The following is a 24602-nucleotide window of genomic DNA, read 5'->3' as shown; positions in this document are numbered from 1 at the left end:
ATCTTTTCACAACGGCTACCATCGTATTGTGAACCCTATATTCCCCTTGACGGCATAGCTGTCGGTTGAGTGGTTGAGGGAGGTGTTGATGGAGCCCTGGCCGTAGATTGCATATTTGCTGTCGGCCCATGCATAGGTGCCGCCGGCGCCGATGCCGGCCCAGGTTTTGTCGTTGTCGGTATCGACGTTGACACCAGCCACATTGATGCGGGTGCCGCCGAGGAACTCCTGATAGACATTGGCGATGCCATAGACCGATGTGTTGACCATGCGGCCGTCATCCCCCTGCCAGCTGTCCTGATAGTTGGCGGCAAGACCAATGCGTGCCGTCAGGCTGTCGCCATCCTGCATGTGCACGCGGTTGCCCCAGATGTCGTGGAACGCATCCGCATCGAGTGACGACCACATCAGCTGCGCCTGTGGCGTCAGCGACCAATGTTCGTCGAGCGCAATCCGCTGCCCCACCTCGGCACTCAGCGCATAGCCGAAGGCCTTTGCGCCATCGGCCAGCCCGCTATTGGCCGTATCGGAGTTGAGATCATTGTCGAACCATGTCAGCTGGCCCTGCGTATCGACATAGAAGCCGTCATTGCCATACCAGGTTGCGGTCGCGCCAAGGCTCCAGGCGCTGGTGTCGGTATAACCGTCACCGAAGAACGAGCTGGAATTGCCATGCGCCGTACCATATTGCCCGGTGATCCCGGCAATCAGCTTCCCGTTGGCATCCTCATAGAACTGCCCGTCGACACCGGTCTGCATGATGAAGCTGTTGATATCCTGCTTCATGCCGGTCGCGCTGTGCGGCTCAAGCCGGTTATGCGCGCCCTCGATGCGCGCCCAGATCCCGCGGCTGTCGACAGTGCTGCTGCCTGTATTGCTCGCGTCGTTGTCGTTCCCGCTCGTCAGATAGCGATTGCCGACACGTTCCTGCAGCGTGGGCAGTTTGTTGAGCACCTGCATGTTCTGCGCATAGCCCTGATAGACCGGAACACCGGCACTATAGCGCGGGTTGTCCGGATCGACCGGGCAGGTATTGGTCTGCTGGCAATCGGGGGCCGGCGGTTCCTGTGTCGTCTGGCTGGTCAGATACCAGTTGCCGTCCTTGTTGCCGCTGCCCGCCCCCTGTTGCAGCGTATAGGCATAGGCACCGCCCACAACCGCCTTCTGACCGTCCTTGGTGGTGTAGTCGCTGACAAGCGAGAAGGTTCCGTTCGACTGACCGGCAACCTCGACCACTTCGATGCCGTTGACAGTCTGTGCCCCCAGTCCGCCGCGATTGTTGACCTTCAGATTGGTCGTGCCGGATGTGTCACCACCCACCTTCAGGCGATCGGTTTTGGAACTGTCGTCGCCGAGCACCGTATTGATGACGACCGTGCCACCGGTGCCGGTATAGTTGCCGGTCACGCTCAGTGTCGTACCTGCCGTCTGCTGTGTTCCCATCGTGATGAGACCGCCATTCGACAGCGCGGCCAGCGTGGTATCGAAACCGCCAAGATCGAGCGTCCCGTCTGTACCGACAGTGTAGCCCGACGATGCATTGTTGAAGACACCAGCTGCGCCCTGCTTCAGCGTGCCGCCATCGACATTGGTCGCACCGGTATAGGTGCCGGCCGTATTGAGGGTCAGGGTACCAGTGCCACTTTTGGTCAAATCGCCAGCACCAGAGATTACACCGGAGAACTTGCTGTCGAAGCTTTGTTCGACCGTCAGCTTGCCCGATCCAAGTGCAATATCGCCATCGCCCGTCGTGCCGCTCGCGTCGAAGGCCGCAAGACCGCCGACCGTCGTGTCGAAGCCGCCGAGATCGGCCGTTGCACCCGCCTTGACCTTCAAGGTGCCCGTGCCGAAGGCATGGCCAGCGACACCTGCCTTGACCCCGCCATTCTCAACCGTCAGACCGCCCGAGAAGGTGTTGTCGCCGGTAAACGTCGTTGTGCCTGTGCCTTTCTGGACCACACCACCCTTGCCATCACCGGTGATGTTGCCGTCAAACTCCGTATCATCGCTCCGGTTGAAGGCCAGCGTGCCGTCACCATAGGCGCTGCTCGAAACCGCAACGTCACCCTTGATGCTGCCCGTATTGCCACCGTCACCGATCTGCAGGACACCACCTGTCACCGTCGTCCCGCCGCTATAACTGTTCGCACCCGTCAGAACCAAGGTGCCGTAGTTGGTCTTGTTGATGCCCTTGCTGCCCGTCAGCGTCGCCGCGATAGTTGCCGTCATCGATTTGCTTGCATCGGTGGCGTCACCGACGTTGATAATCGGCTGGTCGGTATTGTCGAGATCGAGCGCATCGCCCGCCAAAACATAGCCATCGGTTGCAAAATTAAGACCGGATGCCGTCACATTGCCTGCGGCATTGCTGATCGTCACCGTACCCGGCGTACCCCGAAACACGGCGAACGACCCCTGATCATAAGGACCCTTGATATTGTCTGCATTATCCGTCCAGACATCATTGGAATGATCGGACACAAGGTTCCAGGCACCATTGCCGCCATCCCAGACGTTCAGCCTGACCCCGTAGCTGCTCATCAGATTGACCTGCTTGTTCGCCTCATCCGTATCGATCCACATCCGTGTGGGATCACCTCCCGGAGCCGTGCCAATGGTCATCCCATTGTCCGTCAGGTTGCCCTGATAGTCGATGAGACGATAAAGGCCCGGACCGAAGCCGCCGCCGTCCGTGATGTTCAGCGACCCGGCCAGAGTGACATTGCCCTGCACATCGTAAAGGGCGGTCTGGCTCGGCATGCCGAGTGTGACATTGACCTGGCTGTTGGCATCAAGAGCAAGATTGCCGCCAATCTGAAGCGTCTGGCCATATTTGCCTTGCAAATTGCCATTGTCCGCGACCACGACATTCTGGCCGACCTGACCGGACCCCATCAATGTGCCACCGGCGTTCACATTGACATCGCCCCCTTGCGTGCCACTGATCTCAAGCGTCGCACCGCTGTTTACAGCGAAGCTTCCATCGAGGCTGCCCTCAACAACGATCTTGCCAGCGTCGACATTGGCTCCAGCGCCAACGTCACCGGTCGCACTGCTGTCAAACACCAGAAGGCCGGTACCGGTCTTGTGCCAGTCTGAAGCCGGCGAACCATCAAAGGCTCCGGTCAGGGTCAAAGTGGCATCCGTGCGGATCGACCCGCCATTTGCAGTGACATTGACAGCGCGTGCACTGGTCAAAGCAGCCGTGTTGGCAAAAGTACCGCCGTCAATGGTCAGGTTGCCCGAACTTGCACCGAGATTTTTGTCACTGGACACTTGAAGGACGCCCGCAGACACAACCGTGCCACCCGCATAGGTGTTCTGGCCTGTCAGCGTCGTAGTACCGGTCCCCGCCTGCACAACAGAGCCCGTACCGGAAATCAAACCGTTATAAGCGTAAGCATTGTTGCGGTTGAAGGCCAGACGCGCATTGTTGGTGATATCGCCGACAACACTGCCCGTGCCGCCGCCATCTCCAATCTGCAAAGTGCCATCCGAAATCGTCGTGACACCAACATAATCATTATCACCCGAAAAAACCAACGTGCCGGTGCCGGTCTTGGTTAGAGAGCCTACGCCCGTAACGGCAGTCAGGATCTTGTTGATGTTGGTGCCCGTTGTTTCAATCGAACCGCCACCTGTTCCCAACACATAGTTATGGCTGCTGCTGAAAGCAGACTTGAAACGCAGTGTCGATCCGCCTTCAATCTGCACATCACTGTTGGTGTCCCCGAGATTGTCGTCACTGGAGACAATCAAAACGCCATTCTTGATAAAAGTACCAGCCAGATAAGAATTCGTCTGATTGAACTCGATCTCGCCAGGACTGTCGATGACAACATGACCAGAGCCGGTAATGGTATTGTCAATTGTAACAGAGCCAGCACGGTTGATTGCAAGCGTACCTGCGGAAGCAGCTGTAGAGCCAAGATTGATCTCACCTTCAACCCCGCCCTTACCGCCAGATGTTCCGTCGCCAAGCTGCAAGATGCCACCCGTGACAAATGTACCGCCCGTATAGTTATTGTCTGCGGTGAGCACCAACGTACCCAAGCCCGTTTTATCAATACCTTCTGTACTAAGAATTCGCGTCGAAATCGTCACCACTTCGGTGTCGTCATTAATGGAGCCATCGCCAACATGGATTATCGGCGTATCGCCGGCATTGGCCGCAGTCGATGCCAATGTGAGGTCGTCGCCTGTGATTTCATAGCCACCGGTTGTAAACTGCATACCCGCTGCTGAAATGGTTCCGGCGCTGTTGTCGATTGTAACGATGCCGCTCGCGCCCTGGAAGATGGCGAACTCGCCTGTCGACCATGGACCATTCAACTGGAAATCCGGCAGGCCCGTCCAGTTGTTGTTCTGTTTGTTCCAGGTGCCGCTACCGCCGTTGGCTTGACCATTCAAAGAATGGCCTGCAGCCTGTCCATCCCAGAAATTGAGAACCAGACCAACGGTGTTGATCAGATTGACTGCATCATCCGTGGTCTGGAGAGTAACAGTAGACGGATCGGTTATATTGGTTGGCAGGCTGCCTAATCCAATCGTGCCAGTCAGATTATTCGCATAGCTGAACACGCGATAGATGCCGGGGCCATTGTGACCGAAGTCAGTGACATTGATCACGCCTCCAAGGGCGAGATCGCCTTTCACAAGGAAAGGCGATGAACCGGCGCTAGTGCCATAGCTGACAGAAACCACTGAAGCAGCACCAAGGCTGAGGTTCTTATCAAATGTCAGCGTCTGCGCCCCACTGCCCGCCAATGTTGCGCCGTCGGCAACCGTCGTATTGCCGCCGATGGTTCCGCCGCCGCCGAGGCTGGCACCGCTGGCGACACTCACAGTTCCGCCAAGCGAACCGTCAACAAGAAGCGTGCCCGCTGCAACGGAGGTGCTACCGCCGAAAGCGCTGCTGTCGCCACTCAGTGTCAGGCTGCCCGCACCATTCTGCTGAACAAGTCCCGTGCCGCTGATGACACCGGAGAAGTCGAGCGTGTTGCTGCGATTGAACGCCAGCGTGCCGTTATTGTCCACATTGCCGGCAATGCTGCCGGTGGTGCTGCCATTGCCGATCTGCAGCGTGCCTGCCGAAATCGTGGTCCCGCCAGTAAAGCTGTTTTCGCCGGTAAGCGTCAGTTTTCCTGAGCCATCATGACGGAGGGCGCCCTCCCCACTGATAACGTCGGCAAATATAATATCATCGGATCGATCGAAAGCGAGAGCAGCGTCCGCATCAACCTGGGCATTGCCGCCGATCTGTCCAACCGTACTGCCTGCCCCTATCTGAAGAACACCTTTCGAGACGTGGGTTCCACCGGCATAGACATTGTTGCCTGTAAGGATCAGGGTGCCGTCACCATCCTTGTTCAGTTTGCCTGTGCCGGTAATGCCTTGCGTGAAAGAGGTGCTTGTACCTGCAGTGGTTTCGATCGTACCGCCATTTGCGTTGAGAACAACATTGCGGTCAGTCGTGATAGAATCTGCAACTCGAAGCGTACCGCCATTGAAGGTCAAGTTACTTGCTGCATCGCCGAGATTGTCATTCGAACTGATTGACAGTGTGCCGGCTTCAACAACGGTCCCGCCCAGATAATCATTACTCCCAGACAGTACCAGTGTGCCTGCGCCAGTCTTGGTCAATGAGCCAAGTCCATCAATCAGCCCGGAGAATGTGCTGTTGGTACCAGCCGCCGCATCAATAGTTCCACCCGCCGCATCAAACGCAACCACCCGATCGCTCGTAACATCGCCCGTCAGCCGCAGCGTGCCGCTATTGAGCTGCACTCCGCCCGACAAATCACCAAGGTTTTTATCGGCGCTGACCGACAAAACACCGGCATTGACAACCGTGCCGCCCGTATAGCTGTTGTCGCCTGCAAGCGTCAGCGTACCCGCGCCGTTCTTCGTCAGCTTGCCTGTACCGCCGATCGTCCCCGAAAACTCATTGCTGTGAAGCAGGCTTGTCTGGATCGTACCGCCTCCGGCGCCAAGCGTCACCGCACGGCTGTTGTTGAAACTGCCCGTCAGGTGCAGCGTGCCGCCGTCGAACGAAAGCGTGCCGCTCGAAGCCCCAAGATTGCTATCCGCGCCAACCGAAACAACACCGCCATTGATAAAGGTCCCGCCGCTATAAGTATTGGTGCCCGAAAGCGTCAGCGTGCCATCGCCCGATTTTGTCAGCGGGCCTGAGCCGTCGATTGCGCCAGCAAAAGCGTTGCTTTTGCCCATGACGGTCTGAACCGTGCCTCCACCGCTGCCCAGCGTAACCGCCCGGCTATTGTCGAAACTATCAACCAGCAGAAGCGTGGCGTTGTTATTCATGGCCAACGTGCCGGTGGCATCGCCTAGGTTTTTATCGGCACTGATCGATACAGTGCCGCCATTGATCACGGTGCCGCCGCTATAGGTATTGGAACCCGACAAAACCAGCGTACCGGCACCCGTCTTTATGAGCTTGCCTGATCCGACAATACCGCCCGAGAGCTCGTTAATCTCGTTTGCCGCCGTTTGAACCGTACCTCCCTGAGCACCCAGTGTGACAGAACGCGCCGATACGAAACTGTCGGTCAGTTGAAGCGTACCGCCATTGAAGTTGAGCCCTCCAGTTGATGCGCCGAGGCTGGCATCCTTGCTGACCGCAATGGCTCCGGAGTTGAAAAAAGTTCCGCCGGAATATGTGTTGGTGCCGGAAAGTGTAAGAGTGCCGCTTCCACCGCGCACCAGGCGCCCGGTGCCATCGATGGTACCGGAGAAAGTGCTTGACGTACTTCCGTCAACCACAAATGTGTTGCTGCCTATCAGAATGCGTGCGCCAGTAGCCCCGTCAATGCTGGCAACATTAAAATCCGACGTCCCCGTATAACTCCGCAGATCCAGAATAGAGCTCGAACCGTTCAACGTGAACTGGCTGCCTTGTGCAGTGGAATTCCCAGCGAAACCTATTGTTCCCGTGCCGACAAGGAACCTTGAATTGGAGGCGCTGCTATTACCTTGAAACTGCATGAACCCGTTTGATGCGACAATTCCTGTCCATGACGAGTTGCCAAGCGTGATTTTCGTGTCGTTGGCGAAATCAATATCTTTAAAAATAAGCCTTGAGCCGGTCCCAGTTACCTGAAATGCCGCGCCGTCGGTCCCGGTTGCGCTGATCTCTCCTGCCAGAGCATTGGCAGGTAATGTCTTATCGTATTGTTTCACTGCACCGGAATAGACCTGAATCGCGTAGGCGCTGGCACCGGAAGCTGAAATTTTCGTATTCTTGTCGGTCGTAACATTACTTCCAGCACTACCGATCTTCAGTGCATGGCTTCCCGTCCCCGAGGTCGAAATTCGCGCGCCATAAAGATTGATGACCCCACCACTGACGGCACCAACGCCGAATGAATTGCTGGAACCAGTGGTGATTACAACAACCCCCGTAGCATTGATTACCGAACCGCTTCCGGTGGCATAAAGCCCGGCGGCTGCGGGGCCAGTTGCAGTTATGGTGTTATTTCCCGGCAGCGTCAGCGTTGTTCCATTTGCACTCGACAGCGCCCTCACCTCATTGCCATTACCGACAATCGTGACAGTATCACCGTTTTGAAGGCTGGTGGTTACAGGTGCTGTATAGTCCGTGGCGTTAACATGGGTAGAAAACAAAACACCAAAAAGCAATGGAATACTTATTGCGCTGATTCCAGAAGTTAATCTCAATACATCCCGACTTATAATATTACTCGCAATGGATGAATTCAGACGGGAATGCATATTAATTTCTCCGAAAATAATTATATTAATAATTTCTGTATTAATATAATTCTTGACGATTAATAATTTTGTTTATAATTTCCAAACATTTGACGCCTGCTTGGAAATTCATTGAATAATTCTCATCCATGAGAATCTCATAATGGCTTATTTGAAACGTATAACCTGATTTATGTTAAAATCAATTCCTGTAATTTACTTTAAGTATCAGTAATTTATAATATATAAATTACGCCTCATGAGAAATATGGTGTTATTTCCTTAGGATTCGGAGCAAAGAATATTCTGAGAAACTCACAGCTTTGCCGTCTCTTGCCACTACAGCGAAATCTCCCTCCGATCCTGCCGAGCATCTATAAATAAAATGGAGGCTCCGACCGGAGATCGCGGCAACATCAATATCTAACTGCAGTTGAACTCCAGCATAAGATGGCTTCGTCCCGATTACGTGATGCGTTAGCGGGACAAGAAGCCTTCTTTTGAGTTCGGTCGTGGCTGCATCTCGAGTATCGGTGTCAGCGAATACGCCGTAACAGCCTCTCACGATAGGTATCGACAATCACGGCGAGGATGATCACGGTGCCAATTATGATCGGCTTGTAATTATCGCCGATACCAAGCAATTGCAGCCCGGTCGCGAGCACCTGCAAAATACAGGCCCCGGCCAATGTGCCGACGATTGAGCCCTTACCACCGAAAAGGCTCGTCCCGCCGATGATGACGGCTGCAATCGCGTTCAGTTCATAGCCAACCCCTGCAATCGGGCTGCCGATGTTCAGGCGCAGGAGATAGACAATCGCGGCAATACCAGCGGTGACGCCGGAAATGACAAACGCAGCGATTTTGTATGTGTCGGGATTGTGTCCCGACAGGCGCACAGCCTCATCATTGGCGCCAACCGCATAGATCATGCGACCGAAGACGGTAAAGCGCAAAACGAACCAGCCGACAGCGATCACGGCCACTGCGATCAAGAAAATTGACGGCAGAAAGCCGCCGACAATCAGATTACCGAAATCGACAAAACCCTGCGGAAGACCGGTAATGGTGGAGTTGTTGGAAACCACCCGTGCCGCACCGGCGGCGATGTTCAGCATGCCCAGCGTGACGATAAACGACGGGATTTTCCAGTAGGTTGACACCTTGCCGTTGATGAAGCCGCAAAGCCCGCCAACGGCGATACATGCCAGAACAGCCAGCGGAATTGACAAGGCAGGCTCCAGACCGGACGTCATGATAAGCGCACCGACGACCGTGCATAAGGCGAGAACCGAGCCGACTGAGAGGTCAATGCCACCAGTCAGAATGACAAAAGTCATACCTGCCGCAAGGACTGTGTTGATCGCAATCTGAACGAAGATCTTCAGCGCGTTGCCCGATGTTGCGAAATAGGGCGCAGTGACGGAAAATACCAGCGTTATCAGGATCAACGCCAAGAATACGCCGGCATCACGCAACAGGAAGCGCTTCAGCTTCTGACGGTCGGCAGCACCGGGGTGTTGGGCAGATGGAGAAATGGGTTCCGTCATGCGTGAACATGCTCCTGATAGGCGAGCGAAAGAATACGCTCCTGATCAAATTGCGACCGGTCCAGTTCCCCAACCAGTTTGCCGTTCGAGAAAACAATGATGCGGTGACACATGCCGATCAGCTCGGGCAGATCCGAGGAAATCATGATAATGGCCTTCTGGTTCGCAGCCAGCATCCACAGAAGTTGATAAATCTCGCGTCTGGCGCCGACATCGACCCCACGCGTCGGTTCATCCAGTATCAATGTGGATGACCCGCGAAACAGCCATTTTGCCAGAACCACCTTTTGCTGATTGCCTCCGGAGAGGTTACGCACCGGCGTATCGATAGACGCAGTCTTGACGCGCAGCCGCTCGACCAGCTCCGTTACCGCACCTTTCTCCACCCGGCTATCCAGCAGGCCACCGTGCGAGATTTTCTTCAGGTCGGTGATCGTGGTGTTGACGGACACGGGCATATCAAGCAGCAGCCCCTGGCTCTTGCGGTCTTCTGTCAGAAAACCCAGACCATTACGCACGGCATCGCGCGGGTCACGGATAGTCACCGGCCGACCGTCAACATCGATTTGCCCTGCTGATCTGGGATCGGCGCCGAAAATTGCGCGCATCACTTCAGTACGGCCCGACCCGACCAGACCGGCAACACCCAGAATTTCCCCATGACGCACCGAAAACGAAACCGGCGGAGCGCCGCTGTTGCGCTTCACGTTCCTCACTTCCAGAGCGACGGAACCAAGCTTGATATCGGCATTAAAGCCATACTCATCCGCAATGTCGCGACCGATCATCATGCGTACCAGATCCGGCACGCTCAGCCCCTGCAGGTCGCGCGTCTCGACCAGACGGCCATTGCGCAGCACCGTCACGCGGTCGCCAATCTCGAAGACCTCGTGCAGACGGTGGGAGATGTAGATGATCGTGACACCCTTTGCCTTCAGCCGCTTGATGATCGCAAACAACCGTTCGATTTCCGGCGGTGTCAATGTCGCCGTCGGCTCATCCAGAACAAGTAGTTTGCTGTCATAACCGAGCGCCTTGGCAATCTCGACCAACTGCATTTGCGCAACGCCCAGCTCCGAAACCGGCATACGCGGATCGACCGCCAGACCGACCTCGGCCAAAAGCTCTTCGGCGCGCCGGTTCAATGTCGCTCGGTCCATGATGCCGAAACGTCTCGGCAGGCTTTCCAGCATCAGGTTTTCGGCAATGGAAAGATGCGACAGCAGGTTGAGTTCCTGATGAACGATGCGGATTCCCTGAACCTGCGCGTCATGCGGGGTCTTTGGCTTGTAGGGCCGGCCGTTCAGAAAAATCTCGCCTGTGTCGGGCTGATATATGCCAGCAAGAAGCTTGATGAGAGTCGATTTACCCGCACCGTTTTCACCCAGAATGATATGCGTCTCGCCACGCTGCAGCTCCAGCGTGATACCGTTTAGAGCAACCACCCCCGGAAAGGTCTTGCCGACATTTTCCAATCTCAAAATGGCGTCGGCTGACTGCATATCTGTTCCTGCCTGCCGGGTGAAGAGGAGCGGCACTTGGAGCGCCGCCCACAATTGGCAATGTTTGGAAGATCCCGGTTTTCAGAGATCCTGGGCCGTGATGAGCTTGATGTCCGTCTTGACCCAACCGGAGAATTTTTCGCCTGCCAGTTCCTTGAGGCCGTAATCAATGCCCATGGCCGCCATCTGTGCGCCGAACTGATCGACGGTTGCGAGCATCTTGCCTTCCTTGATCAAAGGCTGGACAGCAGGAATGTTGTCGAAGCCCACGACCTTGATCTGGCCCGATTTTCCGGCGGCATCCAGCGCCTTCACGACGCCGAGCGCCATAGAATCGTTGGCCGCCATAACACCTTGAATGTCCTGATACTGGGTCAGGAAATTGGTCATCAGCGTGTTGGCTTCTTCCGTTTCCCAATGGGCAGTCTTGGAATCGAGCAGTGTCAAACCGCCTTCGGCCACGGCATCGTCAAAGCCCTTCTTGCGTTCCTTGGCATTGTCTGCCTCAGGATTGCCTTCAAGGATAACCACCTTGCCGCCCTTGCCGAGCTCCTTGGCAAGCGCCATGCCGGCAAGCTTTGCGCCCTCGCGATTGTCCGGACCGAAAAAGGCAAGGTCAACACCCGCCTGCTTTTTCGCCTCTTCATCGAGCGCCACGTCAATATTGATGACTTTGATGCCGGCCTCCAGAGCCTTTTTAACCGGCGTCACCATGGCCTTGGAATCCGCCGGAGCCAGCACGATCACATTGAACTGCTGCGTGATGAAATTTTCCACAGCATCGACCTGTGCGGCAAAATCACGTTCGTCCTTCATGCCAACAGCGGCAAAGGAGAACTTGTCGGTGTTCTTGGCGGCGTAGTCCTCCGCACCTGCCTGCATCTGCTTGAAGAACTCGTTGGCGAGCGACTTCATGACCAGACCGACTTTGGGCTTGTCAGCTGCAAAAGATGGCAGGGACGGTAGAAGCAGAGCACCGGCGCCCAGTGCGCTCGATGTTATAAACTGGCGTCGTGAAATTGAAACTCGACCCAGCCCTGTAATAATTGAACTTTTAGTCATGAATTCCTCCCTTCACTTCAGTAAAATCTGCCGTGTTACTGTAGCGTAGTGCCGTCGATAGAATACTGTCAAGACGGCAAGATAAAGGGAGACATTCGCGATTTCCGTCCTGCATGACGGAAACCGCGTGACACGAACCAGATCGCTATCAGATGGAACTGGAGTTCCAATCCTTATCCTACGAAGAGTCAGGCAAGACGCCCATACTGGCGCAGCACAGCACGAAGACGTTCGTGATCTATGGCCTGAACAAGCAGCCGGTCATAGGGTGTTCCCCCCATATCCTCAGCCGCGATCATCGCATTGACCACTGCCTCTTCCACACTATCTACCGCCGCCAGATAGACGGGATCAAGCGGCTCGTCATTCACCATCTCGACGTCCAGAAAGGGCGCGGAACGATGCTGCATAGGTCGCTGGTTGGCGGTGGAAAAAGCGATAAAAATATCGCCGGAATTATTGCCGCCCGGCGTTCCGTTACGGCCGATGCCGATGCTTGCACGACGCGCAAGGCGCTTCAGCTGGTGCGGCATCAGCGGCAGATCGGTCGCCAGCACGACGATGATCGAGCCGCGCTCCTGCAACTGGCTCTGCGGCGTGCCATCCCGCATATGCTGCCCTACCGGCACACCGGCAATGGTCAGCCAATCGCGCTGCCCGTGATTGGCCTGCACCAGCGCACCGATGGTGAAACTGCGCCCGCCAAATTCGACCACACGCGATGCCGTGCCTGTGCCGCCCTTGAGGCCATAGGTGATCATACCGGTGCCGCCGCCGCAATTGCCTTCCTGCACCGGGCCGGATGCAACATTGTCGAGCGCCTTGCGCACATCCGCTTCCGTCACAGGAAAGCCGTTGATGTCGTTGAGTGCACCGTCATAAGTTTCTGCGACAACCGGCATGATCCAGAGGAAATCGTCGGTCTGGTAGGTCGAGGCATAGCGGTCGACCATCCAGCGCACTGTCGCATGATGTGCCATGCCGATACCGTGCGTGTTGGTGATAACGACAGGGCCGAGGAAGTAGCCGCCATCTTCGATCCAGTGCGTTCCGGTCATCTCACCATTGCCGTTGAAGCGATGGACGCCTGCATAAACCGGAACCGGGGTTTCAGACTGCATATGCGGCAGAATGGCGGTCACGCCACTACGCGCCGGACGCTTGCGGCCGGGGCGCGGCTCGTTCTCGATAATGGTCTGAAAGCCGACGCCAACGCCATCGACATCGGTGATCGCGTTGTACGGACCGGTCACACCAGTGAAAGGAAGCCCCAGATCGCGAGCGCGCAGTTTACGTGTAGGTGTTTGTGAAGTCATATTATTTCTGCCGAGAACGAAGATAGAGACCGAGCGAAGCCACAACGAATGAGAAGGTCAGCATCATCACGGCAATCGCATTGATTTCCGGTTTGATGCCGCGACGCAGCATGGCGAAGATGAACATCGGCAGGGTCGTAACATCAACGCCTGCGATAAAATAGGTGATGACGAGGTCATCCATGGAAATGATGAAGGCAAGTAACGCGCCGCCGAGAATGCCGGGCATGAGCTGGGGCATGACGACCTTGCGGAACGTGGTCCATTCATTGGCGCCAAGATCGGCCGATGCATGTTCCAGCGTGCGGTCCATGCCGGCCAGCCGGGCCGAAACGACAATGAAGACATAAGAGATCAGAAAAGTGCATTGGCCGATAATAATCGTGGTCAGCCCCAGATGAATGCCCGCGTTGACGAAGAAGATCAGGAGCGCAATGCCCAGCACGATATCCGGCATCAGCATGGGCATGAAAAGCGTCACCTGATAGAACCGCTTTCCCAGAAAATTGTAGCGATGCATGGCCAGCGCCAGCGCAGTTCCGAGAACAGTCGATATCAGTGTCGTTGAAGTCGCAATCTTCAGGCTGTTGAAGACAGCTGCCACAAGCTGATCCGTCGATTCAATATAGAGTGCGCTTTCCGAAACCACTGTCTTGAAGCCCAGAACCTGCGCATACCAGTCGGTCGTAAAGCCGCTCCACACCATCATGTTCACCGGATTGGCGTTGAACGAATAGACGATGATAAGTGCCAGCGGGATATAGATGAAGGCGAAGAACAGCGCGACGTAGAGCAGCAATCCGCCATTGAAGAGGGAACGGGCGATTTTCATGGTTGCGTCTCCCTTACCGCGACAACGCTTCGGCGGCATTGCGCCGGTTCGTAAAGAGCACATAGCCAAACAGCAGCAGCAACATGACGGCCATCACCATCATCGCGAGCGCCGACCCGAACGGCCAATTGCGCGCCGACAGGAACTGTCCTTCGATCAGATTGCCGAGCATCATCACCTTGGCTCCGCCCAGCACTGCAGGCACGACAAAGTTTCCGAGCGCAGGAATGAAGACAATTACCGAACCGGCAGCAATGCCGGGCGTGGTCAGCGGCAGGACAATCCGGAAGAATGTCCGCACCGGGCCGGCCCCCAGATCAAGCGACGCCTGCACCAGACGCCAGTCCAGCTTTTCAATGCTTGCATAGACAGGCATGAACATGAACGGCAGGAACACATAGACCATGCCCAGCACGATAGCGCCGTCGGTATAGATCATGTCGAGGGGACGCGAGATAATGCCGAGCGACATCAAGGTCTCGTTGAGCAACCCTGTCGGGCGCAGGATCATCACCCATACGAACAGCCGCACAATCAGGCTGGCGAAGAATGGCAAGGTAATGAGGAAGATGCAGAAGTTCTTCCACTTGTCGGGAAGCCTGCTGATATAAAAGGCGGCCGGATAAGCGACCAGCAATGCGGCAATGACCGTCACGATGGCGATCCTCACCGAGCGGAAGAAAATCGCCAGATAGATCGGGTCGAATTCCTCAAATGCCGGATCCGCAAAACCGAGGATACGCCCGAAATTATGAGGATAGAACTCCCATTCGACACCACCATAAAGGCCAGGTGCGAGAAAGCTCGTTACCACCATGATCGCGAGCGGAATGGCGAAGAAAACGATCAGGAACAGCGTCGCCGGTCCGAGAAGAACTGCCAGCTGAAGACGCCGCAAGCTCGCGAGGTTCATCACGCAGCCTCCTCTTCGCAAAGAAGATGGACTGTGGCCGGATCGTAATACCAGCGCGCGGCCTGCCCCGGCTGCAGATCATTGACCGAGTTTCGGTCCACCGCCGGAATCTGCGCCGTCAGCTTGCGCCCAGAAGCGAGGTGTCCGAGCAATTCGAAAGACGAACCGATAAAGGCAATCTGGTCGAGCGTGACATCAAGCGCCCCATGTCTTTCATTGCGCGCGATAAGCGAGAAATTTTCTGGACGCAGAAGTGCGGTGCCCCTGCCTTTGGCTTTGTCTTCACCATCGTGCTGCAGAACCGTTCCATCCGTCAGCACAAAGCCGTTGGCGTCGACTTGTCCTTCCAGAAGATTGCTCGCACCAACGAAATTGGCGACGAAGGCATTGACCGGGCGATCATACACAACCCGCGGCGCGTCCAGTTGCTGGATGCGCCCGTTCGAGAGTACCGCCACCCGATCCGACATTGTCAGCGCTTCCTGCTGGTCGTGCGTGACAAAGATGAAGGTAATGCCCAGTTCGTGCTGCAAGGTCTTCAGTTCGAACTGCATCGCCTCGCGCAGGTTCTTATCAAGTGCAGACAGCGGCTCATCGAGCAACAGCACCTTAGGGCGGGCCACGATGGCCCGGGCCAGAGCCACACGTTGCTGCTGGCCACCCGAGAGCTGTCGCGGCAGGCGGGCCTCCAAACCAGCCAGCCCCACCATCTGCAAAACAGCCCTGACACGCTCCGTGCGCTCCGCCTTGCCGATACCGGCGACTTCCAGAGCATATCCGGCGTTCTGCCCCACACTCATATGCGGAAACAACGCATAGTTCTGAAAGACCGTATTGACCGGGCGGCGATAAGGTGGACGATCCGTCATGTCGACGCCGTCGATCTCGATCCGTCCGGCATCCAACGCAGCGAACCCGCTGATCGCCTGTAGCAAAGTCGTCTTGCCGCAGCCCGACGGGCCCAGCAAAGTGATGAATTCATTACGGCCGATATCCAGATCGATACCGTCCAGTGCCTTGACCTCGCCGCCTTCTGGACTCGCAAAGGTCTTGGCCGCGGAAACCAGCCGTACAATCGCATCCCGCATTTTCGTTCCCCGAAATGTTATTTAATTAACTCTTGCGTGATTTGGTTATGTTGATATCATTTTCCAGTACAAGTCAACGCCTCGAAGACCGTACTTTGCATCCCTGCCAAGGCAGAGAAATGAAAGCGGGCTGCGGGGAAAAATATGACAAGGGGAACTACAATGACGATCTTCAATGGTGCCGTTCCGCGCCTTGGATTGATTGCGCTCACCGTTCTGGGCATGTCTGCAGGCAATAGCTTTGCAGATGAATTGAACATCTATAACTGGGGCGAATACATCAATCCTGCGGTGCTTCAGAAATTCGAAGAAGAGACCAAGGTCAAGGTCAATCTATCGACCTACTCCTCCAATGAGGAAATGCTGGCCAAGATTCAGGGTGGCGCCAGCGGTTACGATATCGTGTTTCCGTCCGTGCATATGCAGGACATCATGGCCAAGCTCGATCTGCTTGCGAAAACCGATATCAATACATATGAGGGCTTCAAGAACATCGACCCGCGCTTTCTGCGCGCCAAAAGCGACCCCAACGGAGAATATTGCCTGCCTTACGCCTTCGGCACGGTGGGCATTCTCTATAACCGTCGCGTGCTCGGCAAGGACGTGACCGGCTGGAAGGATCTGCTTGCGACGGTCAAGGAAAAGGGTCTCAAGATCACGCTTCTCGATGACATGCGTGAGGTGCTGGGTGTTGGGCTTCTTCTCAACGGAAACTCCGTAAACTCCACCGACCCGAAGCAACTTCAGCAGGCCGCAGACACCGTCATCGAAATGAAACCGTATGTGGCTGCTTTCACCTATGATTCCCGTCCCATGGTCGGCGCGGGCGACGTTGCCGCCGCGCATTATTTTATCGGCAGCATGGTGGATGTCTTAGGCAATCCGAAAGATTTGGGTTACGTCATTCCGGAAGAAGGTGCGACCATGTACCAGGAAGATATGTGCGTTCTCAAAACAGCTCCTAACAAGGACAATGCCATCAAGTTCATGCAGTTTTACACGCGCCCAGAAATCGCCGCGCTCAACGTAGCCCAACAGACCAACGGCACGCCCAATGTGCCGGCACGTCAGCTGACACCTGACAACATCAAGAACAGCACGGAAATCAATCCGACAGACGAAACGATGAAACGGCTCCAGATCTTCGAGGATCTGGGTTCCGGCGTGCGCCAGCTCGACCGGGCATGGACAAAGGTAAAAACAGCGCAATAAGCTGTTGTGCTGGCTCCGGTCTTCATCATCAGGGTCGGAGCCAAAGCGGGAGGGGTAAGTTTGTCTAAAGAAATTCTCATACGTCTCCAAAGTGCGGAATTACGCAAATCCAAGGCCGACAAGCTGATCGCAAGCTATATCGAGCGTAATCTGGCAGAACTGCCATTCGAAACGGCAAAGTCCATCGCCGAGCGTCTTGGCATTTCTCAGATGACGGTCGGCCGCTATTTGCGACGGCTCGGCTTCGACGGGCTGGAGGAGTTAAAAACAGCATTAAGGCGCGGTCGTTCCAACCCCGCATGGCAGGTCAAGGGGCCGGTTGCCCGGCTCCAGCAGGATTTTCGCGAAGGCAAACTGCTTGCCGGTCTGGTGCAACAGCAGATCGAGAATCTCGGCACCGTCTACGAGCTGACTACCCGTCCTGAATGGCAGGAGACCATCGACGCACTGATCGGGGCAAGCGAGGTCTATGTTGCAGCCTATCAGAATGTGCGCGGCATCGCGCAATATTTTGCGTCACAGCTCTCCTATTCGCGTCCGGGAGTGTCCTTCATGGACGGGCTGAACGGCACCTATGCAGAAGTCCTGGATGGCTCCAGGGAAAACCGCGTTCTGTTTCTGCACGATGTCCGCCGTTTCGCGTCAAAAGCCCGCCCTCTAGCCATTGAAGCGCGCCGAATGGGCGTAAAAGTGATACTTTTTACCGATGAATTTTGCCCATGGGCAAGCGAGGTGGCCGATATTGCGCTGATCGTACCCGGTTCTCACGGTCCACTTTGGGACGGTGCCGCAACGATGACTGCCATCATGGACCTCATGCTTTCGCATATCATCATACAGCTCGGTAGTCAGGTGGATGAAAGAGTGCAGAGCCTGACCCGTCTCCAGGATATTTTTGGTGACTTCGAAAGTTAAAGCATTTCCAGCAAAAGTGCGGAGCGGTTTTGCGTGAGGCAAATGCAATGAACCAAATACTTAGGGCGGTTTCAGCGACTCCGCTTTAACTGGGAGCGCTCTGGCGAAAAGCTACCCTTCAAAAGTCTGCAAAACTTGCCAAGACCAGTTTTGGAAACCAGTTCCGGGAAATGAAACTCCGATACCGCCTAATCGCATCGGAAGAGATGAGCATACGTGTCTTCATCGCTCCCGCGTGAAGACATATTGACATCGCACGGCCCATCTCTTAATTGTTCAACAATATTATTGAACAAAAAAGGGAACGATATGCCTGCTCCGACAATCTCAAAACGCGTGACTGAACTGAAATCAGCCTTGCTCGCCGCCACATTTGCCGTCGTTGCGTTGGCACCACATGAGGCCGCAGCCGCGCCTCAAACCGTGAAGGAAAACACACTGTCGGTCGGATCTGACCTGACCTATCCTCCCTTCGTCTACATGAAGGACGGCAAGCCGGCAGGTTTCGATGTTGAACTGATGGAAGGGGTGGCAAAGCAGCTTGGGCTTGCTGCAGAGTTCAAGGACACGCGCTTCACCAGCCTCATCACCGGTGCACGCGCCAACCATTTCGACGTCATTGCATCGGCGCTTTACGTTACGCCTGAGCGGCAGAAGATTCTCAACTTCATCCCCTACATCAAGGCTGGCTCGTCCCTGCTCGTGCTGAAGGACGCCAAGTTCCGCCCGGCGAACGAAAAGGAGCTGTGCGGCAAGATCATCGGGTCGATGCAAGGAGCGTCCTGGCTCCCGAAGCTGAAGGCACTGTCGGAAGATTATTGCGCCAAGAACAATCTCGGCGCCATCGAGACACGCGAATTCGATACAGATGCGCAGGTCACGCAGGCATTGCGCAGCGGCTCGGTCGACGTGGAATTCATGGATAATGTCGTTGCTGCCGAACTGCTGAAGAAGTTCCCCGACGATTATGCCGTTACATCCAGTGCGCTCATCTATCCGATCATGGTGGGTGTAGCCACCACCCCGCAGAACAAAGAGCTTTTCAATGCCATGAACGATGCCTTCGCCCAGATGCGAAAGGATGGTTCCTATGACGCGCTCGTCAAAACCTATGGCATGGAGCCTGTCACCGACGATGAAATCAAAGCGGTCGTTTCCACGGCTCAATAAACCGGAAGCGGGGCGGACTGGCCCCATTTCCCTCTGCATGGCCGAAACGGGAGGCTTCGCTTGAACTACGATTGGCATTACGCGCTCGGTCTGCTTGCAGACCGGGATTTCTGGGAGGCGAGCTGGGTTGTGATCAAGCTCAGCCTGCTGAGTTGGCTTCTGGCGGCGATTGCGGGCTTCGGTCTGGCACTGGCAAAGCAATCATCATGGTCGGTGATCAACGGTCCCGCGCGGGCCTATATCTGGTTCTTCCGAAGCCTTCCGCTTCTGGTACTGCTGATTTTCATCTACAGCCTGCCGCAGGTCTTTCCGGTCCTTCGCACCCTCCTGTCGAATGCTTTCGCGGCTGGCCTGATCGCGCTTGTCATCAGTGAAACCGCTTATATGGCAGAAATCCATCGGGGTGGTTTGCTCGCCATTCATAAAGGCCAGATCGAGGCGGGGCGTGCGCTGGGTCTGAGCTTCCTCGGTATCCAGCGCCTGATCGTCGTTCCACAGGCAATCCGGGTTTCATTACCCGCAATGTCGAATGAACTCGTCACCATCGTCAAGCTTACCTCTTTGGTTTCCGTCATTTCGCTTGCCGAAATCCTGCTTGTCGGCCAGCGGCTCTATACGCAGAATTTTCTGGTGCTCGAGACGCTCACCGTCGTCGCCTTCTTCTACGTCCTCATCGTCACGCTGTTTGATCGCGGTCTTTCAATGCTGGAACGCCGCTCGGATGTGATACGGCGCGGTCAGAAGGCACGCACCTTGTCGCCACAGGAGGTTGCGGCAAAACTGTCCGGCACTGAAGCTCCCGTCGATCGCGCGCAAGGCAAATCCCAGCAAGCCGACACCATTGCCCTGGAAGCAACTGAACTTCGCAAGGCCTATGGTTCGCATGAAGTGTTGAAGGGCGTCAGCCTGACGGTGAAATCCGGTGAGGTCATCTCCATCATCGGTCGTTCGGGCTCGGGCAAGACGACCTTCATTCGCCTGCTCAACGGACTGGAACGTCTCGATGCCGGTGAAGTAAAACTGCACGGCTCGCCGTTCATCTCGGCCGAATTGACGCAATCGGGCAAGCATGTCTTCCGGGAAGACGTTTCCCTGATCCGCGATGTCGGCATGGTGTTCCAGAGCTTCAATCTTTTCAATCACAAGACTGTGCTTGAAAACATGCTCCTCGCGCCTCTGTACCACAAGATCGGTGCGCGAGCCGACCTTGAGCGGCAAGCCTTTCATTATCTGAACAAGGTGGGCATGGCCGCCCATGCGGAAAAATATCCGCACCAGCTTTCGGGCGGTCAGCAGCAGCGCGTTGCAATCGCTCGCGCCCTGATGATGTCGCCAAGCATCATTCTGTTCGATGAACCCACTTCGGCACTCGACCCGGAAACCGTCGAGGAAGTGCTGGGCGCTATCCGCTCGCTCGCAAGCGAAGGCGTGACGATGGTCATCGTAACCCACGAAATGAACTTCGCTTTCGAAGTCTCCGACAGAATTCTCTTTATGGACGCGGGCAAGGTCGTCTGCGACGATACGCCGGATAAACTCAAATCCGGTATCTATCCGCAGCTGAAACCTTTCCTGAAGAATATGACGGTCTGACACATGAACCAGCCTGCCACCCTTCGTGATCCCGCATTCATTCGCGTCGCCAATGCCATACGCGACGACATTCTCAAAGGCCGCCTGTTGAGCGGCACGAGCCTGATCGAGGCCGAACTGATCAATGTCTACGATGTATCGCGCAACACCCTGCGCGAAGCCATGCAGCTTCTGCGCCAGCAGGGACTGGTCTCGCAGGAGCCGAACAAGAGCGTCCGCGTGAAAAGGCTAACGGAAACGGACATTCGCGACATCTTCGTGGTGCGCCGGGTCGTCGAGCTCGGCGCACTCCGTGGGCGAAACTCGGTTCCCGCCGACTGGCTGGAAAGGCTCAACGAGGTGATCCGCAATGAAAGTGAAGCGACCGCCCGCGCGGACTGGACGGCGGTGGCCCGCCAGAGCCTTCTCTTTCACCAGGAAATCGTATCGCTGCATGGTAGTCCTATCTTCGATCAGATGTTCTCCCTGCTCGTGACCCAGCTGCGTCTGGTTTTCGTCACCGGCAACGAACAGGCTTTCCATGAACCTTGGTTGAAAAGAGAAGCCGAAATCTGCCGCCTCATCGCAGCGGGTGACTGCGAAGCCGCCGCCGATCAGCTTGAGAACTATCTGGCGGATTCAGAGAAAATGCTGACGGCATTGGTCCGGAACTGATCGCAGCCGATTGCGATAGAGCGCGTTTCGCTTCGATTGAAGCAGATCGGCGCTCTAACCTCTTATATTTCAAGCATAATCTTATCGATCCTCGTTTCACTTCGGTCGGATTATGCTCTAACGGGACATGCTTTATGAAACACGATCCGCAAGACAAATCCGGATTGGGATCTGCCATGGCTTGCAACCGGGTTGAAAAGCTCGACCTGGCGCTGTCCGACTACGCGGCGCGGGACTGGGATGCGCGAGAGATTTTTCTCAACCGGCGGTTCGAGGCGGCCCGCACCGAGCTCGGCCATTGGCAAGCGCTCAGTGAAACCAATCGTGAACTCCCGCCGCTTGCAGGACTGACGATGACGGTCAAGGCCTGCTTCGACACAGAAGGCTGGGTGACAAGCTGTGGTTCGAAAGCGTTACAAGAGGCGGCTCCTGCAAGTGCAAGCGCCGCTCTGGTGCGCAGGCTTCGCATGGGTGGCGCAACACTGCTCGCGCAGACAAACATGACCGAATTCGCTTATGGCGCGCTGGGGGTCAACACACATTTCGGCACGCCACGCACACCGCTCGACCCTGCCGGAGAGGCAATCGCCGGCGGCTCTAGTTCTGGTGCAGCGGTGGCCGTCGCGCGCGGATATAGCGATTTCGCCATCTGCTCCGATACCAGCGGTTCAGCGCGCATTCCAGCGGCTTTCTGTGGCGTCGTGGGCTTCAAACCAAGCCGCGGACGCTACGAAACCGATGGAATGCACTGGTTGTCGACCAGCTTTGACGTGCCGGGGATCATCAGCACTTCCGTCGCCCATTGTCGCCTGATCGATGATGTTGCCACCGGCATCCCGGCAAGGAAACCGCGGCGCTCAAAGCAGATAAGACTGGCAGTTCCCCGCCTGCTTTCGGAAACCGCTCTCGACAATACCGTTGAAGATCTTTTCGGGGCTTGCCGGTCCGCTCTGGAAGCAGCAGGAATTGTCGTCCAGGATATCGAACTTCCAAGCTTGATCGAGAGTGCCAGGATTGCCGTCGATGGCGGGATGATCGGTGCCGAGGCTTACGCGCTTCATCGCGAGCGGCTCGCCGTCGATTTCGACAGTTACGATCCCTTGGTCGGAACGCGCATTCAAAAAGGTCGGGAAAATCCCGCCTATCTCTATGTGAATGCATTGAACGCCCTTGCTGCCTGCCGTGAGCAGTTCGACGCGGAAATCGAGGGTTTTGACGGTTTCATTCTGCCGACCGTTCCTATGCTGCCGCCCGCCTTGGCCACGCTTGCAGACGAGGAAACCTATCTGGCGCTCAACCGGCGTGCATTCTCGCTGACAGAATTCGCCAATCGTCTTGATCTGCCCAGCATATCGCTACCAATCGGGAAGCACCCTGCCGGTCTCATGCTGACCGGACTGCGCGGCGAGGACGAGACGCTACTGGCCATCGCAGAAGTACTCGAGCCGCTGGCCGCCAAGTTTTAACAGCCTTTTTTGACACTGAAATGAGGAGAATACTATGATTGTCGTGACATCCGATGAAATCGCAGGCACCGCACGCGATGCTTCCGGACCCGGTTGGGAAAGCCGCCGCATGATCGTGCGTGACGACGGCATGGGCCATTCGGTCCACGAGACCCGCGTCAAGGAAGGCGCTGAACTGCACCTGCACTACAAGAACCACTTCGAAACCAATTATTGTTTTTCCGGTGAAGGCGAAGTCGAACACAAGCTGAGCGGCGAAGTGTTTCCGATCCGCCCCGGCACCATCTATGCGCTGAACGAAAACGACCCGCATATTCTGCGCGCCACCAAGGGCGACCTCGTGCTGGTCTGCGTTTTCACGCCACCGCTGGCTGGCAATGAAGTGCACCGCGAAGATGGCAGTTACGCTCCCGCCGACTGAAGCGTCGAATTCTCCGCAATCGAAAGAAAACGCCGCGATTGATCGCGGCGTTTTTGTTGATCTGCTATTGGTTCAGAAACCGTGTGTGCGATCATATCCGTTGAGAGCGGGCGCCGCCCAGCCTTCCGGCAGACGTTCTGGCTTGTAAATCTCTACCACCATCGGATAGCAGGCGGCAGTATCGGAAGAATGTTCCGCCGAACAGTCTCCCCCGGGACAGGCTGACAGACAGCCAAGAAGATTGATCTCGGCAAAGAATTCCAGATAGTCGCCCGGTCGCACAGGGCTTGCCTTCATGAAATATTGCCCAGTATCCCGGGTGAAGCCCGTGCACATGAACACATTGAGCACGTCGTGAATATAGGTTTCGGCCTCGTGCAGCGGCTTGCCCGTCTGCTTCGCAAAAGCGCGCGTAAGGTTGGAATGGCAGCAGTGATGGTACTGCCCGCCATGACTCAGAAGATTATTGGTATAAGGATCGCAGCGCGTGCCGATCACGTCATGCACCGCACCGCCAAATTCGTCGAAACCATACCAGTCCAGACTGTCGTGAGTGATGGTGGCCATCGGACGCAAGTAAGGAAAACTGGAGAACAGCTGGTCTCCCAGCCCCACATGGGTTCCGTTGAGCGCGCGCGTCTTGCCGCTATAGAATTTCTCGTTGAGGTCGTCCGCATTGAACAGGTTGAGATCACCGACCTGCGGTCCCTCGCTGCATACGATACGGCAGAAATGCCCGGCCGGAACGGACCAGCACTCTGCATCCCTCGGCTGCACGGTGATGCGCTCGACAAGAACAAGTTTGTCGCGAAGGGCGCGATAGGCATCGAGATCAGGTCGTGGCAGCGTATCGACCGGATAACAGATCACTGGTTTGACGGCCATGCGAGCAGCGGCATCGGCAGGCCGCGGCGCGATCGAATTTATCTTCATGAAGCGCTCTGTCGTTCTCTTGCGTTTGGATCGCCACGATACGCCACCGCGTATTCTATGACGGACAAGTTCTAACATGGAAGATATCGTTCAACAATATTGATGAATGATCGTAGATGCTGCCATACTCTATGTCAGCGCCTGATCGGAAAGCCGCATTTCATTTCAAATGCAGTTCGCGGTTGAAGCTCTGATCCGAAGCACCGCGATACCAAGGTCGGCTTTATGCGAGTAGAGTTACAGT

16 protein-coding genes are annotated in these 24602 nt (G+C 55.9%); 7 read left to right on the top strand and 9 right to left on the bottom strand.

The features are described 5' to 3' along the window. Positions 1 to 15: 15 nt before the first annotated feature. From OANT_RS14565 to OANT_RS14530, 8 genes are all read right to left on the bottom strand, one after another. A complete protein-coding gene (locus tag OANT_RS14565) occupies positions 16 to 7752 on the bottom strand; it encodes an autotransporter-associated beta strand repeat-containing protein (protein WP_011982560.1) in 7737 nt (2578 codons plus the stop codon). A 515-nt stretch (positions 7753 to 8267) separates the two neighbouring features. Next, positions 8268 to 9281, bottom strand: a complete 1014-nt coding sequence (locus OANT_RS14560) for an ABC transporter permease (RefSeq protein ID WP_011982559.1) — start codon at positions 9279 to 9281, stop codon at positions 8268 to 8270. Continuing rightward, positions 9278 to 10783: a sugar ABC transporter ATP-binding protein gene (locus OANT_RS14555; RefSeq protein ID WP_011982558.1), complete on the bottom strand. Its 1506-nt coding sequence runs from the start codon at positions 10781 to 10783 to the stop codon at positions 9278 to 9280. Before OANT_RS14555 ends, OANT_RS14560 begins: the two co-directional genes overlap by 4 nt. A gap of 81 nt (positions 10784 to 10864) precedes the next feature. Continuing rightward, positions 10865 to 11845 carry a sugar ABC transporter substrate-binding protein gene (locus tag OANT_RS14550; protein ID WP_011982557.1) on the bottom strand — a complete coding sequence of 327 codons (981 nt, stop codon included), beginning with the start codon at positions 11843 to 11845 and terminating at the stop codon, positions 10865 to 10867. A gap of 188 nt (positions 11846 to 12033) precedes the next feature. Beyond that, the gene (locus OANT_RS14545) at positions 12034 to 13161 is read right to left on the bottom strand and encodes a DmpA family aminopeptidase (RefSeq protein WP_011982556.1); all 1128 of its coding nucleotides are present in this window, start codon (positions 13159 to 13161) and stop codon (positions 12034 to 12036) included. Position 13162: 1 nt separating this feature from the next. Further along, positions 13163 to 13993: an ABC transporter permease gene (locus tag OANT_RS14540; RefSeq protein ID WP_011982555.1), complete on the bottom strand. Its 831-nt coding sequence runs from the start codon at positions 13991 to 13993 to the stop codon at positions 13163 to 13165. Between the two features lie 13 nt (positions 13994 to 14006). Next, on the bottom strand, positions 14007 to 14906 hold the full coding sequence (locus OANT_RS14535) for an ABC transporter permease (RefSeq protein WP_011982554.1): 900 nt from the start codon (positions 14904 to 14906) through the stop codon (positions 14007 to 14009). Continuing rightward, entirely contained in the window at positions 14906 to 15994 is a 1089-nt protein-coding gene (locus OANT_RS14530; protein WP_011982553.1) for an ABC transporter ATP-binding protein, read from the bottom strand. The genes OANT_RS14535 and OANT_RS14530 overlap by 1 nt, the downstream gene beginning before the upstream one ends. A gap of 162 nt (positions 15995 to 16156) precedes the next feature. On the opposite strand from OANT_RS14530, the gene OANT_RS14525 reads away from it, so the two are divergent. From OANT_RS14525 to OANT_RS14495, 7 genes are all read left to right on the top strand, one after another. Continuing rightward, complete coding sequence (locus OANT_RS14525) at positions 16157 to 17206, top strand: polyamine ABC transporter substrate-binding protein (protein ID WP_036588306.1); 1050 nt, start codon at positions 16157 to 16159, stop codon at positions 17204 to 17206. 60 nt (positions 17207 to 17266) lie between these two features. Further along, positions 17267 to 18121, top strand: coding sequence for a MurR/RpiR family transcriptional regulator (locus OANT_RS14520; RefSeq protein ID WP_010660492.1), 855 nt, complete (start codon positions 17267 to 17269; stop codon positions 18119 to 18121). Positions 18122 to 18430: 309 nt separating this feature from the next. Then, positions 18431 to 19291 (top strand): ABC transporter substrate-binding protein, encoded by an 861-nt coding sequence (locus OANT_RS14515; protein ID WP_010660493.1) that lies wholly within the window; start codon positions 18431 to 18433, stop codon positions 19289 to 19291. 60 nt (positions 19292 to 19351) lie between these two features. Then, positions 19352 to 20884: an amino acid ABC transporter permease/ATP-binding protein gene (locus OANT_RS14510; protein ID WP_011982551.1), complete on the top strand. Its 1533-nt coding sequence runs from the start codon at positions 19352 to 19354 to the stop codon at positions 20882 to 20884. A 3-nt stretch (positions 20885 to 20887) separates the two neighbouring features. Next, positions 20888 to 21538: a GntR family transcriptional regulator gene (locus tag OANT_RS14505; protein WP_011982550.1), complete on the top strand. Its 651-nt coding sequence runs from the start codon at positions 20888 to 20890 to the stop codon at positions 21536 to 21538. A gap of 134 nt (positions 21539 to 21672) precedes the next feature. Further along, positions 21673 to 23004, top strand: coding sequence for an amidase (locus OANT_RS14500; protein WP_011982549.1), 1332 nt, complete (start codon positions 21673 to 21675; stop codon positions 23002 to 23004). A 34-nt stretch (positions 23005 to 23038) separates the two neighbouring features. After that, the gene (locus OANT_RS14495; protein ID WP_010660497.1) at positions 23039 to 23425 is read left to right on the top strand and encodes an ectoine synthase; all 387 of its coding nucleotides are present in this window, start codon (positions 23039 to 23041) and stop codon (positions 23423 to 23425) included. A 72-nt stretch (positions 23426 to 23497) separates the two neighbouring features. Here OANT_RS14495 and OANT_RS14490 read toward each other — a convergent pair whose 3' ends face one another. Beyond that, positions 23498 to 24358 carry an urea carboxylase-associated family protein gene (locus OANT_RS14490; RefSeq protein WP_011982548.1) on the bottom strand — a complete coding sequence of 287 codons (861 nt, stop codon included), beginning with the start codon at positions 24356 to 24358 and terminating at the stop codon, positions 23498 to 23500. Between the last annotated feature and the right edge of the window lie 244 nt (positions 24359 to 24602).

The organism is Brucella anthropi ATCC 49188 (assembly GCF_000017405.1).
Taxonomy (GTDB): Bacteria; Pseudomonadota; Alphaproteobacteria; order Rhizobiales; family Rhizobiaceae; genus Brucella; species Brucella anthropi.
The sequence above is the reverse complement of the archived record's forward strand: the minus strand, read 5'-3'. Positions and strand labels throughout refer to the sequence as shown.